This is a genomic window from Novosphingobium sp. MMS21-SN21R, assembly GCF_031846015.1.
Lineage (GTDB): Bacteria > Pseudomonadota > Alphaproteobacteria > Sphingomonadales > Sphingomonadaceae > Novosphingobium.
Genome location: NZ_JAVRDU010000001.1, coordinates 389,858 through 403,796, shown reverse-complemented (window position 1 = coordinate 403,796; position 13,939 = coordinate 389,858). Strand labels below are relative to the sequence as shown.

The window sequence follows — 13,939 nt, the reverse complement described above, 5'->3', positions numbered from 1 at the left end:
TGCGTCTTTGCCGCGTTCCGGCAACTATCCTTGGCAAAGGGTATGGGATCGAGGGGCTAAAATTGTCAACGCTGTCACTAAAAATTCGCCTGTTCGCCATGATGGCGTTGCAACTTGCGGTATGGGGTGCCTGGGCGCCAAAGCTGTTTCCCTATATGGGCATGCTCGGGTTCAGCGCCGGGCAACAGGGGCTGGTCGGCACGTGCTGGGGCATCGCCTCGGTCATCGGCATCTTCTTCTCGAACCAGTTTGCCGACCGCACATTCTCCGCTGAACGATTTCTTGCGGGCAGCCACCTGATCGGCGGCCTCGCGCTGCTGGGCGTTGCGTTCAGCACCAGCTTCTTGCCGTTCTTCGCCTGCTACATGGTCTACAGCCTCGTCTATGTGCCGACGCTGTCGGTGACCAACACTGTGGCCTTCACTCACTTGCCCAACCCGGCCGAGTTCGGCTCGGTCCGCTCGGGCGGCACCGTGGGTTGGATCATGGCGAGCTGGCCCTTCGTGTTCATCCTCGGCGCGCATGCCGATGCTTCGCAGGTCCGCATGATCTTCGTCGTCGCTGCGGTGATCTCGTTCGTGATGGCAGCCTTCTCGCTGACCCTGCCGCACACCCCGCCCAAGACCGGCGGCGATGTGGACAAGCTGGCATGGCGCCGTGCGATCGGCCTGCTCAAAAAGCCTGTCGTGGCCGTGCTGTTCCTCGTCACCTTCATCGATTCGGTCGTCCACAACGGCTACTTCGTGCTGTCGGACGCTTTCTTGACCAACCGCGTGGGCATTGCCGGCAACCTGTCGATGGTCGTGCTCAGCCTAGGTCAGGTAGCCGAAATCCTGACGATGGTGGTGCTGGGCACCGTATTGGCGCGCCTCGGCTGGCGCTGGACGATGATCATCGGCATCCTCGGCCATGCAGCGCGCTTCCTCGCGTTCTCGTTCCTCGCCGATAGCGTGCCCGCAATCATCGCGGTGCAGTTGCTCCACGGCATCTGCTACGCCTTCTTCTTCGCCACGGTCTATATCTTCGTCGACGAGGCCTTCCCCAAGGACGTGCGCTCTTCGGCGCAAGGGCTGTTCAATCTGCTCATCCTTGGCGTCGGCAACATGGTGGCAAGCTTCGCCTTCCCCGCCATAGTCGCCTCGCTCACCGGGCCGGACGGCGTGGTCGACTACACCACGGTGTTCCTCGTGCCCACCGGCCTTGCCACCCTGGGTGCGCTGCTGCTGCTCGTCGCATTCAAACCTGAATCCCATGGTCCAGCCAAGCCTGCGGAGATCGCATGATGCTCGTTTCGAAACTTGATCGCCGCTCGTTGCTCGCTGCTCTCGGAGCGGCAAGCGCCCTCGCCATCACCGAAACGCCCGCTTTTGCGCGAGCTTCGCGCGGCAAGCCGTTCTTCCAGCGTATCGGCAAGCCGATCGGTCTGCAGCTCTATACGCTGGGCGACATGCCAACCAAGGACCTCGATGGCACGCTGGCCAAGCTGGCGGCCGTGGGCTTCACCGACATCGAACTGCCCAATTTCTACAACCGCAGCCCGGCAGATTTGCGCGCTGCGGCCGACAAGGTGGGCGTGCGTTACTCATCGATCCACATGAACATGCCCGGCCCCTTCACCGGCGGCGCGCTCAACCTGATGAGCCCGGCGCAGCAGATCGCCGATGGCCTCAATGCGCTGGGCATCTATCAAGTATTCCTGCCGCTCTGCCCGCTGCCCGAAGGCTTTTCGATTCCCGAAGGCGTCAACCCTCAAGTCGCCATCGGCGACGCCTTGCGTGCCGCTGGGGCTGACCACTGGAAGCGCACAGCAGCGCTTCTCAACGAACGCGCTGCCGCACTGAAGCCGTTCGGCATCAAGCTGGGTTACCACAATCACAACATGGAATTCGCTCCGCTGGACGGCGGCGTGACCGGGTGGGACATTCTGCTGAAGGAAACCGATCCATCGCTTGTCAACTTTGAACTGGATCTGGGCTGGACTTCGGCAGCTGGCCTCGATCCCGCAATCGAACTCGGCAAGCTCAAGGGCCGGGTCAAGGCCGTCCACGTCAAGGACGTCAAGGCAACGACCAGGACCAACTACGTGATGAGTCAGGACCCCACCGAAGTTGGATCAGGCCGTCTGCAATGGGCAAAGATCCTGCCCGCCGCACTCGCCGCCGGAGTCGAGCACTTCTACGTCGAACAGGAACCGCCCTTCACGATGGACCGACTCGCCGCGGTGACCAAGAGCCACGCCTTCCTGTCACGCTTCGTCGCCTGACGAGGGGCATCTGCAGGTCGGATTTTGCCTGACGGTGTCAAATCACCGATGTGTTTGGGGGAGGCTTCGGGCTCCCCTTTTCATTTCCACCGCTGACCCACGAGTCAGTTGCGCAAAAAGAAAGGCCGACCCGAAGGCCGACCTTGAAAAGTTTGGGAGAGGATGCCTGAAAGGCCTGCTCTATTTGCGGTTTTGAGGCCCCTCTCGCAAGTGCGAAGGATGAAATTACAGTTGCGCTAAACGCAACATCGCTACGAGCAAAATCGATCGTTCCCGCAATTCAGGCTTCGGCAGACGCCGCTCAGACAAACAAAAAAGGCCTCGCGTTTCGGCGAGGCCTTTTTGTGTTTGTGTTCAACGATGTTGGAGAGTTTCCCCGGGGAAACTCTCCAACACGCGGTGGTTTGTGGCTCAGAGCTTGCCGGTCAGTTCGGGCACCAGCGTGAACAGGTCGCCGACGAGGCCGAGGTCTGCGACCTGGAAGATCGGGGCGTCCTCGTCCTTGTTGATGGCGATGATGGTCTTGGAGTCCTTCATGCCCGCAAGGTGCTGGATCGCGCCCGAGATGCCGACCGCGATGTAGACTTCGGGAGCGACGATCTTGCCGGTCTGGCCGACCTGGTAGTCGTTGGGCACGTAGCCTGCGTCGACCGCCGCGCGGCTTGCGCCGATGCCCGCGCCGAGCTTGTCCGCCAGCGGCGTGATCACCTGTTCGAACGTGGCTGCGTCCTTGAGCGCGCGGCCGCCCGAGACGATGATCTTCGCGCTGGTCAGTTCCGGACGCTCGGACTTGGCGATCTCGGCGCTGACGAAGCTGCTGAGGCCGCTGTCGGGGGTGGCGCTGACGGCTTCGACCGATGCACTGCCGCCGGTCGCGTCAGCCTTGGCAAAGGCGGTGCCGCGCACGGTGATCACCAGCTTGGCGTCGCTGCTCTCGACCGTGGCGATGGCGTTGCCGGCATAGATCGGGCGGGTGAACGTCCGGGGACCCTCGACCGAGAGGATGTCCGAGACCTGCATCACGTCGAGCAGGGCGGCCACGCGCGGCGCGACGTTCTTGCCGGTGGTCGTGGCGGGCGCGACGAAGGCGTCGTAGTCCGCCATCAGGCTTGCCACCAGCGGCGCGAGGTTTTCCGCCAGCGCATTGGCGAGCGCCGCGTCATCAGCCTTGATGACCTTGGCAACGCCTGCGATCTGCGCGGCAGCCTGCGCGGCGCCGTCACAATCCGCGCCTGCGACCAGCGCGGTCACTTCGCCAAGCTGGCTGGCAGCGGTGACGGCGGCGAGCGTCGCATCCTTGACCGATGCGTTGTCGTGTTCGACCAGAACCAGTGTCTTCATCTGTCTATCCTCTGATCCGTTCGTCCTGAGCCTGTCGAAGGACGCGGGCAAGGCGTGCGGGCTTCGACAAGCTCAGCCCGAACGGGGAATGGGGGAACGGGGCAGCCCTCAGGCTACGCCCATTTCCTTGAGCTTGGCGACCAGCGCATCGACGTCGGCGACCTTGATCCCGGCGCTGCGCACCGGCGGTTCGCTTACCGTCAGCGTCTTGAGCCGCGGCGCGGTGTCGACGCCGTAATCGGCGGGCGTCTTGTTCGCCAAGGGCTTGGACTTGGCCTTCATGATGTTGGGCAGGCTTGCATAGCGCGGCTCGTTCAGGCGCAAGTCGGTGGTGACCACCGCAGGCAGCGCCAGCTTCACCGTCTGCAGACCCCCGTCGATCTCGCGCTTGACCACGACCGCATCGCCCTCAACCGTAATCTCGTTGGCAAAGGTGCCCTGCGGACGCCCGAGCAATGCCGCGACCATCTGGCCGACCTGGTTCGAATCGTCGTCGATCGCCTGCTTGCCGGTGATGATCAGGCCCGGAGCCTCTTCGCCGGCGATGCCCGCAATGATCTTGGCCACCGCCAGCGGCTCGACCTCGTCGTCGCTCATCACCAGAATCGCCCGGTCCGCGCCCATCGCCAGCGCCGTGCGCAGCGTCTCCTGCGCCTTCTGCGGACCCACCGAAACCGCCACGATCTCGGTCACAACGCCCTTCTCCTTCAGGCGAATGGCTTCCTCGACCGCAATCTCGTCAAACGGGTTCATGCTCATCTTCACGTTCGCAAGATCAACACCAGAACCGTCGCTCTTCACACGAGGCTTCACGTTGTAATCTATCACGCGCTTCACGCAGACCAGGGCTTTCATCGGACTTGTGCTCCTGAGAATCTCTTGTTCACGGGACACGGGCATCCCGGCAGACGATTGCCGATGGCGCGGAACTGTGGCGCTGTCCACGGTAAAATTGCAAAGCTGCAAAGGCAAACTTTGCAGTTTGGGGGGTGTTCAGGCCTGTGCAGATTAAGCAAGGCACAAAAAAGGGAGGCAACGGCGAACCGATGCCTCCCGATCTTTCACCCTTCTTGAGGGTTTAGAAGTCGACGCTGAAGCGGACGCCGTATGTGCGCGGCGTGCCGAACTGCCAGTTGTAGATATCGTCAGGGCCTGCCGAAACGAAGCTGCCGTAAGTCAGCGCGCGGGTGTTTTCGAGGTTCTTGACAAAGGCCACTACCGAGAACTTGTCGCTCTCGGGCTTGTAGGTCAGCGAGAGATCGGTCTGAGTGAACGCCTTCTGCTGGCCGTCGCGGTAATTGTAGAAGTCGGTGAAGTACGAGCTCTTGAAGGTGGTGAAGGCCGCAGCCGTCACCGAACCCGCGCCGCCGAGATTGAACACGTGATCGTAGCCGACGGTGATCACGAATTCCGGCGAGAACGGTGGACGGTTGCCTGCGAAGTTCGGTTGCTGGACGCCGGGCTTGGTGGGATCGAGATCGCCGACGCCATTGACGTCAGCGCCTGTGCCCGGAACCGTGTAGACGTTGAACTGCGCCTTGAGGTCCTTGTACTCGGCATTGAGGTAGTTGAACGAAGCACTGAACGTATCGTTGTCGCTCAGCTTGAAATCAGCCGATGCTTCGACGCCCCAGATCTTGGCCTTGCCCGCATTGAAGGTCTGGCCGCCGACGGTGGTGTCGAGCAGGACCGAAACCTGCAGGTCGCGGTAGTCGTAGTAGAAGCCGCCAAGATTGAACTGGTGCTGGCTGCTTTCACCGAAACTCTGCTTCCAGCCGAGTTCATAGGCCGTGTTGGTCTCAGGCTTGTAATCGCCAACCGAATCGAAGCCGCCGCCCTTGAAGCCGGTCGACACCTTGGCGAAGACCAGCGTGTCGGAATTGGGCTTGTAGTTAAGCCCGGCAAGCCAGGTCACCTTGCTCTCATCGCTGCCGAGCAGCAGCGTAGTTGCGTAAGGAAGCTTGGTCAGGTCCTTGCGGCCCGGGCCCGAATTGAACAAGTAGTTGCTGGTCGGCGTGCCCGGCGCGACGAGGAAGGCGTCGGGGGGGCCGAAACCGAACGGCGTGCCGTTGACATAGACCGCATCGCGCTTGTTCTTGGTATAGCGCAGGCCACCAACAGCAGTGAGCGTTTCGCCCAAAGGCACTTCGACCTGGCCGAACACGGACTTGCTGTCGCTGACAACGTCACGGCCAAAGTACGACAGATAAGTGCCATTTGGACCGATCGGCAGGAAGAAGCCGTTCTCGCGGTCGAGCTCTTCCTTGAAGTAGAAACCGCCGACCTGGTAGATCACGCCGCCGACTTCGCCGTTGAGGCGAATTTCGTGGCTTTGCGTCTTCGCCTTGTCCTCGAACGTGTACGAACGGTAGACGATTGGCAGGGTCAGGTAGCTGCCCTGATCGAAATCACGATAGCCGCCGGTGTAGCTGAGCGTTGCTGCTGGCGAGAATTCATAGGCGATGCGGCCACGTACGGCCCAGGTCTTCTGGTCAATCTGGCCAAGGCCGAACAGCGGTGCGTTGTAGGACCCGCGATCGATGCCCGACAGGAAGTTGGTCTGCGACGGCGTGCAAAGCGTCTGGCTGTAGGCCGGAGCAACTCTGGTATAGCCGCTGGCATTGCAACCGGGTCCGGTCGGTCCATTGCCGGCGCCGTTCAGGTTCGTGGCGGCAAAGGCTGCGGGCACGAAGTGACGCTCGGCATATTCACCGGCAAGGTTGATCGACAGGGCATCGGTCGGATCGAATCGCAGCGAGGCGCGCCCGCCGTACGATTCATTGTCGTCCGAACGCTGCTTGATGTCCGGGTGATAGGTGTAGCCGTCGCGCTTTTCGTAAAAGCCCGCTACGCGAAGGCCGGCGATGTCGCCCGCAGGAATGTCGATGCCACCGTCGAGACGCACTGCATCATAGTTGCCATAGCTGCCCGAGAGGTTGACGCCAAAGTCCTTGCCCGGCTTGCGGGTGATGAAGTTGATCGCGCCGCCGGTCGAGTTGCGACCATAAAGCGTGCCCTGCGGACCGCGCAGCACTTCGACACGGTCGATGTCGAACATCGAAACGCCGAGCACGTTCGGGCGGTTGATGTATTCGCCATCGATATTCACGACGACCGAGGTGTCCTGCGCTTCGTCAGCCGAACCAGTGCCGACGCCGCGGACAGTGACCTTGACCGTCCCCTGATCCTGGTTGAGCTGAACCACGGGCGAGATCTTGCCGATGTCGTTCATGTTCGAGAAGCCGGCATTCTGGAGCTGCTCACCCGTGATCACGTTGATCGCGATCGGAACGTCGTTGACGTTTTGCGAACGGTTCTGCGCGGTAACGATGATGATGTTGGGATCGGTTTCTTCAGCGGCAGTGTCCTGCGCATAGGCAGGCATTGCACAAGCAAACGCACAAGCGCTCGCCAGAAGCATGCGGGTGTATTTGATGTTCGGCATGATGGTTTCCTCCCCATTCGGCGCACGATGTCGTGCTGCCGTTAGCATTTTAGAATTTCAGATACTAGAACCTAAATTCTATTGAGGCAAGAGTGGACTTCTCCGGCTCTTGCCGCTTCGATTGCACATGGTCACTGTCGATGACCCAGACAGCCTATCAAGTAAAATAATGAGTCTTTGCCTGAGCATAGACAGAGACTTTGGATTTGAGCGGGCAGGCCTCGACCACCGCGCTGGTGGCCCTGCTTACGCCAAGTGGTGTCATCCAAACAGAAAATTGTCTTTATGATTTTGCATTCACTGAATGAATGGGTGGGGTCATCGGCAAAGAAAAGGGCCGGTCGGAAATATCCGCCGGCCCCATCTCAAACCCGTCCGAGGACGCGGATCAGGTGATCCCCATCAACCGCCGATTCATTTCGCGGTCCGCGCCGCCCGCCGCGAAATCGTCGAAAGCGTGCTCGGTCACCTTGATGATGTGGCGGTCGATGAACGGCGCGCCTTCCGCTGCGCCAACCTCGGGATGCTTCAGAGCACATTCCCATTCGAGCACCGCCCATCCGGCAAAGTCGTTGGCAGCCATCTTGCTGAAGATCTGGCCGAAATCGACCTGGCCATCGCCCAGCGAGCGGAACCGGCCGGGGCGATCGACCCACGACTGGTAGCCGCCATATACGCCCGACCGCCCGTTGGGCCGGAACTCGGCATCCTTCACATGGAAGCACTTGATGCGCTCCTTGTAGATGTCGATGAACGCGAGGTAATCGAGCTGCTGCAGCACGAAGTGGCTGGGATCGTAGAGGATATTGGCGCGCGGGTGATTGCCCACGCGGTCAAGGAACATCTCGAACGTAACGCCATCGTGCAGGTCTTCGCCGGGATGGATCTCGTAGGCAACATCGACACCGTTCTCGTCGAATACGTCGAGAATCGGCTTCCAGCGGCGCGCAAGTTCGTCGAACGCATCCTCGACCAGCCCGGCCGGACGCGCGGGCCAAGGGTAGAAGTAGGGCCAGGCGAGGGCACCCGAGAACGAGGCATGCGCGGCAAGGCCAAGGTTGCGGCTGGCTTTTGCGGCATGGTTGAGTTGCTGCACCGCCCATTCCTGCCGCGCCGATGGATTTCCGCGCACTTCAGCGGCGGCGAAGGCATCGAACTGGGCATCGAACGCTGGGTGGACCGCGACGAGCTGGCCCTGCAGGTGCGTGGAGAGTTCGGTGATCTGCAGCCCCTTGTCGGCGAGCATGCCGGTGATCTCGTCGCAATAGGTCTGGCTGGTGGCTGCCTTTTCAAGATCGAACAGTCGGGCGTCCCAGCTCGGAATCTGGATACCCTTGTAACCAAGCCCGGAGGCCCAGTCCGCAATCGTTTCGAGGCTGCCAAACGGCGCATCGTCACCCGCGAATTGGGCGAGGAAAATGCCGGGTCCCTTGATCGTTTTCATGTGTATTCTCCTCAGCCTTCGAGCTTGACCCAGCCGGCTCTGTCTCGGCTGGCGGCAACCGCAGTGGCGATGAAGGTCATGCCGCGCACACCATCGGCAATGCCGGGCAGCAACGGCGCCTGTTCACCGCGAACAAGCGCGGCGAAATCGCGGTAAAGATTGGCAAAAGCCTCAAGATAGCCTTCGGGATGCCCTGTCGGCGTGCGCGTGCGCGACGCTGCATCCGGGCCGATCTGGCTGCCGCCTGCATGGACGATTTCAGTCCGCCCATCGAGACGATGGACCGTCAGTGTGTTCGGCACTTCCTGCTTCCACACGATCCCGCCCTTCTCGCCATAGGCACGAATGCGCAGTCCATTCAGCTCTCCCACCTCGATCTGGCTGGCGAGAAGTACGCCGCGTGCACCGTTATCGAAGCGCAGCAGGATCGAGCAATCGTCGTCAAGCAACCGGCCTGGAACCACAGCGCCGAGATCGGCGAGCAGCTCGGTCACGCGCAGGCCTGTCACGAATTCGGCCAGCTGGAAGGCGTGAACTCCGATATCGCCGATGCAGCCGCCAAGCCCGGCACGGGACGGGTCGACGCGCCATTCCGCCTGCTTGCCGACAGCTTCGCCAGCGAGCCAGCCTTGCGGATACTCCACCACGACCTTGCGGATCGTGCCGATTTCGCCCGCGGCAATGCGCGCCCGCGCCTCGCGCACCAGAGGATAACCGGAGTAGGTGTAGGTTACGCCGAAGGGCTTGCCAGCAGCTTCGACCACTTCAGCCAAGTCATGGGCCTCTGCCAAAGTTGCGGTGAGCGGCTTGTCGGTGATCACGGGCAGGCCTGCGGCGAGGGCTGCGCGGGCAGACGGCAGGTGATTGTGATTGGGCGTGACGATGGCCACGAAATCGATGCCGTCCTCGCGCGCGGCTTCGGCAGCGAACATCGCATCCAGCGAAGGATAGGCGCGCGCAGGATCAATGCGGTAGCTGTCTCCGGCCGCGCGGCTGCGATCCGCGTCGCTGGAAAACACGCCAGCAACCAGTTCGATCTCACGGTCAAGCTCTGCCGCAAAGCGGTGGACCGGGCCAATAAACGCGCCGGGGCCTCCGCCGATCATGGCCATTCGCAAACGTCGCATTCTACTCCCCCGACATCGCTGTCATTAAAAGATGCATTTTATTTTAAAACGCAGGCCGGTCAACGTAGTTCGCGACCACGCCCAAACTGGCATTTTTGGCATTCCGATAGAAGGGGAAACATGCAAGAGGTTCGTTCCACCGTATTCTAGTATTCATTTTCGTCTTTTCAGCGAGATCCGAAGGCCGATGGCACGAAGCGCAAAACAACAGACGGGCGAACCGGCACTGGCCGTGGAAGCGATGAGCCGCACGCCCCAACAAGGGCGCAGCAAGGCTTCGCTCGAACGGATGCTCGTCGCCGCGCGCGAACTCATGCTTGAACTCGGCAACGAGGATTTCACGCTGCAGGACGTCAACTTGCGCGGAAAGGTGTCGATCGGATCGATCTATCTGCGCTTTCAGAGCAAGGACAATCTTGTCCGCGCCGTGATCGCCCGTGCGCTCGAGGAACTGGCGCAGGCCGAAGAGGCGATGATCACAGAAGTGCTGGAAAACTCCGCAACGCTGGAGGAGTTCATTCCGCGCTATGTTGCGGGCTATGCCGAGGTTCTCCGCGTGAACGCCCCGCTGCTGCGGCTGGCGATGGAGCGCGCCGCATTCGATCCGCTGGTGTCCAAACCGGGCAAGGACCATGCCGCGCTGGCGACCGAGCGCGGCACCAATGCCATGCTGCGATTCCGCGACGCTTTCGGCGGCAGCGATAACGAAATGAAGGCGACATCGGCTTACCTGATCGTCTTCGCGACGCTGGCCCGCCAGTTGAGCCTTGGCTCATCCGGTGAAGCAGCGCACGATTACGATTGGGAAGCGCTCAAGCGTGAACTTGGCCGGATGTGCCTGGCTTATCTGCGGGCCGATTAGGAATCGGCCAGCAGTCGCTTCATGATCGCGCGAACGTCGTCGGCCAGATCAGGCCGTTGCAGCGCCAGCGCCAGTGTCGCCTCGACGAAGCCGGTCTTGCTGCCACAATCGTAGCGCTGCCCGGCAAACGTGACCGCGTGGAACGGCTGCTGCCCGATCATCCTCGCCATCGCGTCGGTCAGCTGGATTTCACCGCCAGCGCCCTTGCCCTGACTTTCCAGCGTGCGCATCACTTCGGGCTGGAGAATGTAGCGGCCCGAAATGATCAGGTTCGACGGCGCATCTTCGCGCTTTGGCTTTTCGACAAGACCGGTCACTTCGGTCAGCGTGTCTGAAATGCGCGCGCCCGGCGCGATCACGCCGTAGCTCGAAACTTCCTCGTCGGGCACTTCGAGCACCGAGATGAGATTGCCGCCAACCTGATTGTAGGCATCGACCATCTGCTTCATGCAGCCTGGGCTGCCGACCATCATCTCGTCAGGCAGAAAGATGGCGAAGGGCTCATCGCCTACGACCGCGCGGGCGCACCAGATCGCGTGGCCAAGGCCCATCGGCACCTGCTGGCGGACGGTGACAAGGTTGCCTGGCTGGATGCGCGTAGGCTCGAGCACGTCGAGCAACTTGCCGCGATCGGCCATGGTATGTTCGAGCTCGTAGGCCGTGTCGAAATGCTCGACGATGGCGGTCTTGCCGCGCCCGGTCACGAAAATCAGCTGTTCGATCCCGGCTTCGCGCGCCTCGTCGACAGCGTACTGGATCAGCGGCCGATCGATAACCGGCAGCATTTCCTTGGGGATAGCCTTGGTTGCCGGGAGGAAGCGGGTACCGAGACCCGCGACGGGGAACACGGCCTTGCGGATGGGCTTGCGAGCAGTGGTTTCAGACATCTTTTCTCTTTTAGCCAAAGCATTGTTGCAGTCGCGTGATGCACTGCACAATTACTGAGGGAAAATGTCAATGCCGAGGCGGCGCAATAACGGTTGGCGGCGGGACTTGCACGCCAAGGCAAACTGGCTAAACGACCTTGATGGACAAGATCATCATCCGCGGCGGAAAGCGCCTTTCTGGCACCGTGCCGGTCTCTGGCGCGAAGAATTCGGCACTGACGCTGCTGCCTTGCGCACTGCTGACCGACGAGCCGGTGACGCTGCGCAACCTGCCGCGCCTTGCCGACATCGATGGTTTCCAGCACCTGATGAACCAGTTCGGGATTTCGACATCCATCGCGGGCGCGCGCCCTGAAGATTTCGGCCGGGTGATGACGCTGCAGGCTACGCGCCTGACCTCGACCGTCGCGCCCTACGACCTTGTCCGCAAGATGCGCGCCTCGATCCTCGTGCTCGGGCCGATGCTGGCGCGCGCGGGAGAGGCGACCGTGTCGCTTCCCGGCGGCTGCGCCATCGGCAACCGACCCATCGACCTGCACCTCAAAGCTCTCGAAGCGCTTGGCGCAACCATCGAACTCGCGGCGGGTTATGTGCGCGCAATTGCGCCGGACGGCGGGCTTCCGGGCGGGCGTTATTCGTTCCCTGTGGTCTCTGTCGGTGCGACCGAAAACGCGCTGATGACGGCCGTCTTGTGCAAGGGAAAATCGACCCTGCACAATGCTGCTCGCGAACCTGAAATCGTCGACTTGTGCAACATGCTGGTGGCAATGGGCGCACAGATCGAGGGCATCGGCACGTCGGACATCACCATTCATGGCGTCGACCGTCTGCACGGCGCAACCTACATGGTCATGCCGGACCGCATCGAGGCCGGGTCCTATGCCTGCGCCGCTGCGATCACTGGCGGTGACGTCATGCTCAAGGGCGCAAAAATCGAGGATATGGAAGCCACGGTCCAGGCGCTGCGCGATGCCGGCGTGCACGTGGAGCCCCGTGCGGGCGGCATTTATGTTGCGGCTGAGGGCCCGCTCAAGCCGGTAACGCTATCCACCGCGCCCTACCCCGGCTTTGCCACCGACATGCAGGCGCAGTTGATGGCAATGCTGTGTCTGGCCAGCGGGTCATCGGTGCTCACCGAGACGATCTTCGAGAACCGCTACATGCACGTGCCCGAGCTGAACCGCATGGGCGCGCGGATCGAGACCAAGGGCCGCACCGCTGTGGTCCACGGCGTGGAGAAGCTGACCGGCGCCGAAGTGATGGCGACCGACCTTCGCGCATCAATGAGCCTGGTGATCGCTGGCCTTGCCGCCGAGGGCGAAACGCAGGTCCACCGGCTATATCACCTCGACCGCGGCTATGAGCGGCTTGAGGAAAAGCTGTCCCTGCTGGGCGCCGAGATCGACCGCGTCGGCGGGGATTAATCCAGCCGCACTTTGCCGCGACCAGCCTTGATCGTGCCGCGGATTTTCTTGCCCTCAAGTCGCTGCACTTTGCCCACGCGGTTGAGGCGTGATTTGGCGCGCTTGGCCGGCAGGTTCATCGCATCGCGCAGCAGCTCGCCAAGGCGTTTGCGCGCGTCGTCGCGGTTCTGTTCCTGTGTGCGATAGCTGCGCGCGGTCAGCACGATCTCACCCTTGGCGGTGAACTTGCTGCCCGCCAGTTCCTTGAGGCGGTGAAACACCGGTGGCGGCAGGCGCAGCGCGAAGACGTCGAGCCTGATCTGGACGGCAGTGGCGACCTTGTTGACGTTCTGCCCGCCGGGTCCGGCCGAGGCGATGAAGCTCTCCTCGACCAGCGTCATGGCATGGGCAACAACGTCGTCCGGGGTCATTGCTCCTCGCCCGGCTCTGTGGTGTCGGCGATTTCCGGTTCCGGCGCAGCGAAAGGCACAAGCTCTTCGCGTTCGAAGCCGGGGACGTCGAATCCCAGCGCGTCGAAATCGATCGGCAGCGGGGCGATGGCAGTGATCGGATCCTTGCCCGTGCGCTGGATGGTCAGCGCTGCGGCGTGAAGCATGGTGCGGCGCGCACCGCTGCCGTCGCCGTAGATCGGATCGCCCAGCAGGGCGAAGCCCAGCCCAGCCAGCGCATGAATGCGGATCTGATGGGTACGCCCGGTTTCGGGACGGAACTCGACCATGGTCATGCCCGGCTTGCGGTCCATCACCTTCCAGTGAGTGATCGCGGGCTTGCCTTTCCTGGCCGGGATCATCCGCCAGCCCTTTTCGGCCGAGCTGATCTTGGACAGGGCAAGGTCAATCGTGCCACTCTCACCCACCACTTCTCCAGCGACGACGCCGAGATAGACCTTGTCCACTTCGCGCGCTTCGAACGCGGCGGAGAAGCGCTTCAATGCCTTGGGGTTGCGCGCGAGCAGCAGGCAGCCCGAGGTATCGCGGTCAAGCCGGTGGACCGGGAACGGCTCGCGCTGGAAGCCGAAACGCAGCGCGTCGAGGAAGTCCTCGAGCGCGGGGCCACCTGCACGCGGACGGTCGAGCGGGAGGCCGGCTGGCTTGTCGATGACCAGCGCTTCACCGTCTTCGAACAGGATTGAGAAATCGATCATTT

Annotated in this window: 12 protein-coding genes; 4 read left to right on the top strand and 8 right to left on the bottom strand. The window is 62.0% G+C overall.

Annotation, left to right across the window (positions count from 1 at the left end):
- Nucleotides 1-62 precede the first annotated feature (62 nt).
- Both RM192_RS01940 and RM192_RS01935 read left to right on the top strand, forming a co-directional pair.
- Entirely contained in the window at nt 63-1,283 is a 1,221-nt protein-coding gene (locus RM192_RS01940) for an MFS transporter (protein WP_311505861.1), read from the top strand.
- Nucleotides 1,280-2,263 carry a sugar phosphate isomerase/epimerase gene (locus RM192_RS01935; RefSeq protein WP_311505858.1) on the top strand — a complete coding sequence of 328 codons (984 nt, stop codon included), beginning with the start codon at nt 1,280-1,282 and terminating at the stop codon, nt 2,261-2,263. The genes RM192_RS01940 and RM192_RS01935 overlap by 4 nt, the downstream gene beginning before the upstream one ends.
- Before the next feature lie 411 nt (nt 2,264-2,674).
- Here the strand turns inward: RM192_RS01935 and RM192_RS01930 are convergent, their stop codons facing one another.
- From RM192_RS01930 to RM192_RS01910, 5 genes are all read right to left on the bottom strand, one after another.
- On the bottom strand, nt 2,675-3,604 hold the full coding sequence (locus RM192_RS01930; protein WP_311505856.1) for an electron transfer flavoprotein subunit alpha/FixB family protein: 930 nt from the start codon (nt 3,602-3,604) through the stop codon (nt 2,675-2,677).
- Nucleotides 3,605-3,712: 108 nt separating this feature from the next.
- On the bottom strand, nt 3,713-4,459 hold the full coding sequence (locus RM192_RS01925) for an electron transfer flavoprotein subunit beta/FixA family protein (RefSeq protein ID WP_311505855.1): 747 nt from the start codon (nt 4,457-4,459) through the stop codon (nt 3,713-3,715).
- 223 nt (nt 4,460-4,682) lie between these two features.
- Nucleotides 4,683-7,049 carry a TonB-dependent receptor gene (locus RM192_RS01920; RefSeq protein ID WP_311505853.1) on the bottom strand — a complete coding sequence of 789 codons (2,367 nt, stop codon included), beginning with the start codon at nt 7,047-7,049 and terminating at the stop codon, nt 4,683-4,685.
- A gap of 388 nt (nt 7,050-7,437) precedes the next feature.
- On the bottom strand, nt 7,438-8,493 hold the full coding sequence (locus RM192_RS01915; protein WP_311505851.1) for a sugar phosphate isomerase/epimerase: 1,056 nt from the start codon (nt 8,491-8,493) through the stop codon (nt 7,438-7,440).
- 11 nt (nt 8,494-8,504) lie between these two features.
- On the bottom strand, nt 8,505-9,620 hold the full coding sequence (locus RM192_RS01910; RefSeq protein WP_311505850.1) for a Gfo/Idh/MocA family oxidoreductase: 1,116 nt from the start codon (nt 9,618-9,620) through the stop codon (nt 8,505-8,507).
- Between the two features lie 187 nt (nt 9,621-9,807).
- Here RM192_RS01910 and RM192_RS01905 point away from each other — a divergent pair, with 187 nt between their 5' ends.
- Nucleotides 9,808-10,482: a TetR/AcrR family transcriptional regulator gene (locus tag RM192_RS01905; RefSeq protein ID WP_311505849.1), complete on the top strand. Its 675-nt coding sequence runs from the start codon at nt 9,808-9,810 to the stop codon at nt 10,480-10,482.
- Here the strand turns inward: RM192_RS01905 and galU are convergent.
- Nucleotides 10,479-11,369: a UTP--glucose-1-phosphate uridylyltransferase GalU gene (gene galU / locus RM192_RS01900; RefSeq protein WP_311505848.1), complete on the bottom strand. Its 891-nt coding sequence runs from the start codon at nt 11,367-11,369 to the stop codon at nt 10,479-10,481. The genes RM192_RS01905 and galU overlap by 4 nt on opposite strands.
- Before the next feature lie 140 nt (nt 11,370-11,509).
- Here galU and murA point away from each other — a divergent pair, with 140 nt between their 5' ends.
- Nucleotides 11,510-12,793 carry a UDP-N-acetylglucosamine 1-carboxyvinyltransferase gene (murA, locus tag RM192_RS01895; RefSeq protein ID WP_311505847.1) on the top strand — a complete coding sequence of 428 codons (1,284 nt, stop codon included), beginning with the start codon at nt 11,510-11,512 and terminating at the stop codon, nt 12,791-12,793.
- Here the strand turns inward: murA and arfB are convergent.
- Both arfB and RM192_RS01885 read right to left on the bottom strand, forming a co-directional pair.
- The gene (gene arfB / locus RM192_RS01890; RefSeq protein ID WP_311505845.1) at nt 12,790-13,203 is read right to left on the bottom strand and encodes an alternative ribosome rescue aminoacyl-tRNA hydrolase ArfB; all 414 of its coding nucleotides are present in this window, start codon (nt 13,201-13,203) and stop codon (nt 12,790-12,792) included. The genes murA and arfB overlap by 4 nt on opposite strands.
- On the bottom strand, nt 13,200-13,937 hold the full coding sequence (locus RM192_RS01885; RefSeq protein WP_311505844.1) for an RNA pseudouridine synthase: 738 nt from the start codon (nt 13,935-13,937) through the stop codon (nt 13,200-13,202). Before RM192_RS01885 ends, arfB begins: the two co-directional genes overlap by 4 nt.
- Nucleotides 13,938-13,939 lie beyond the last annotated feature (2 nt).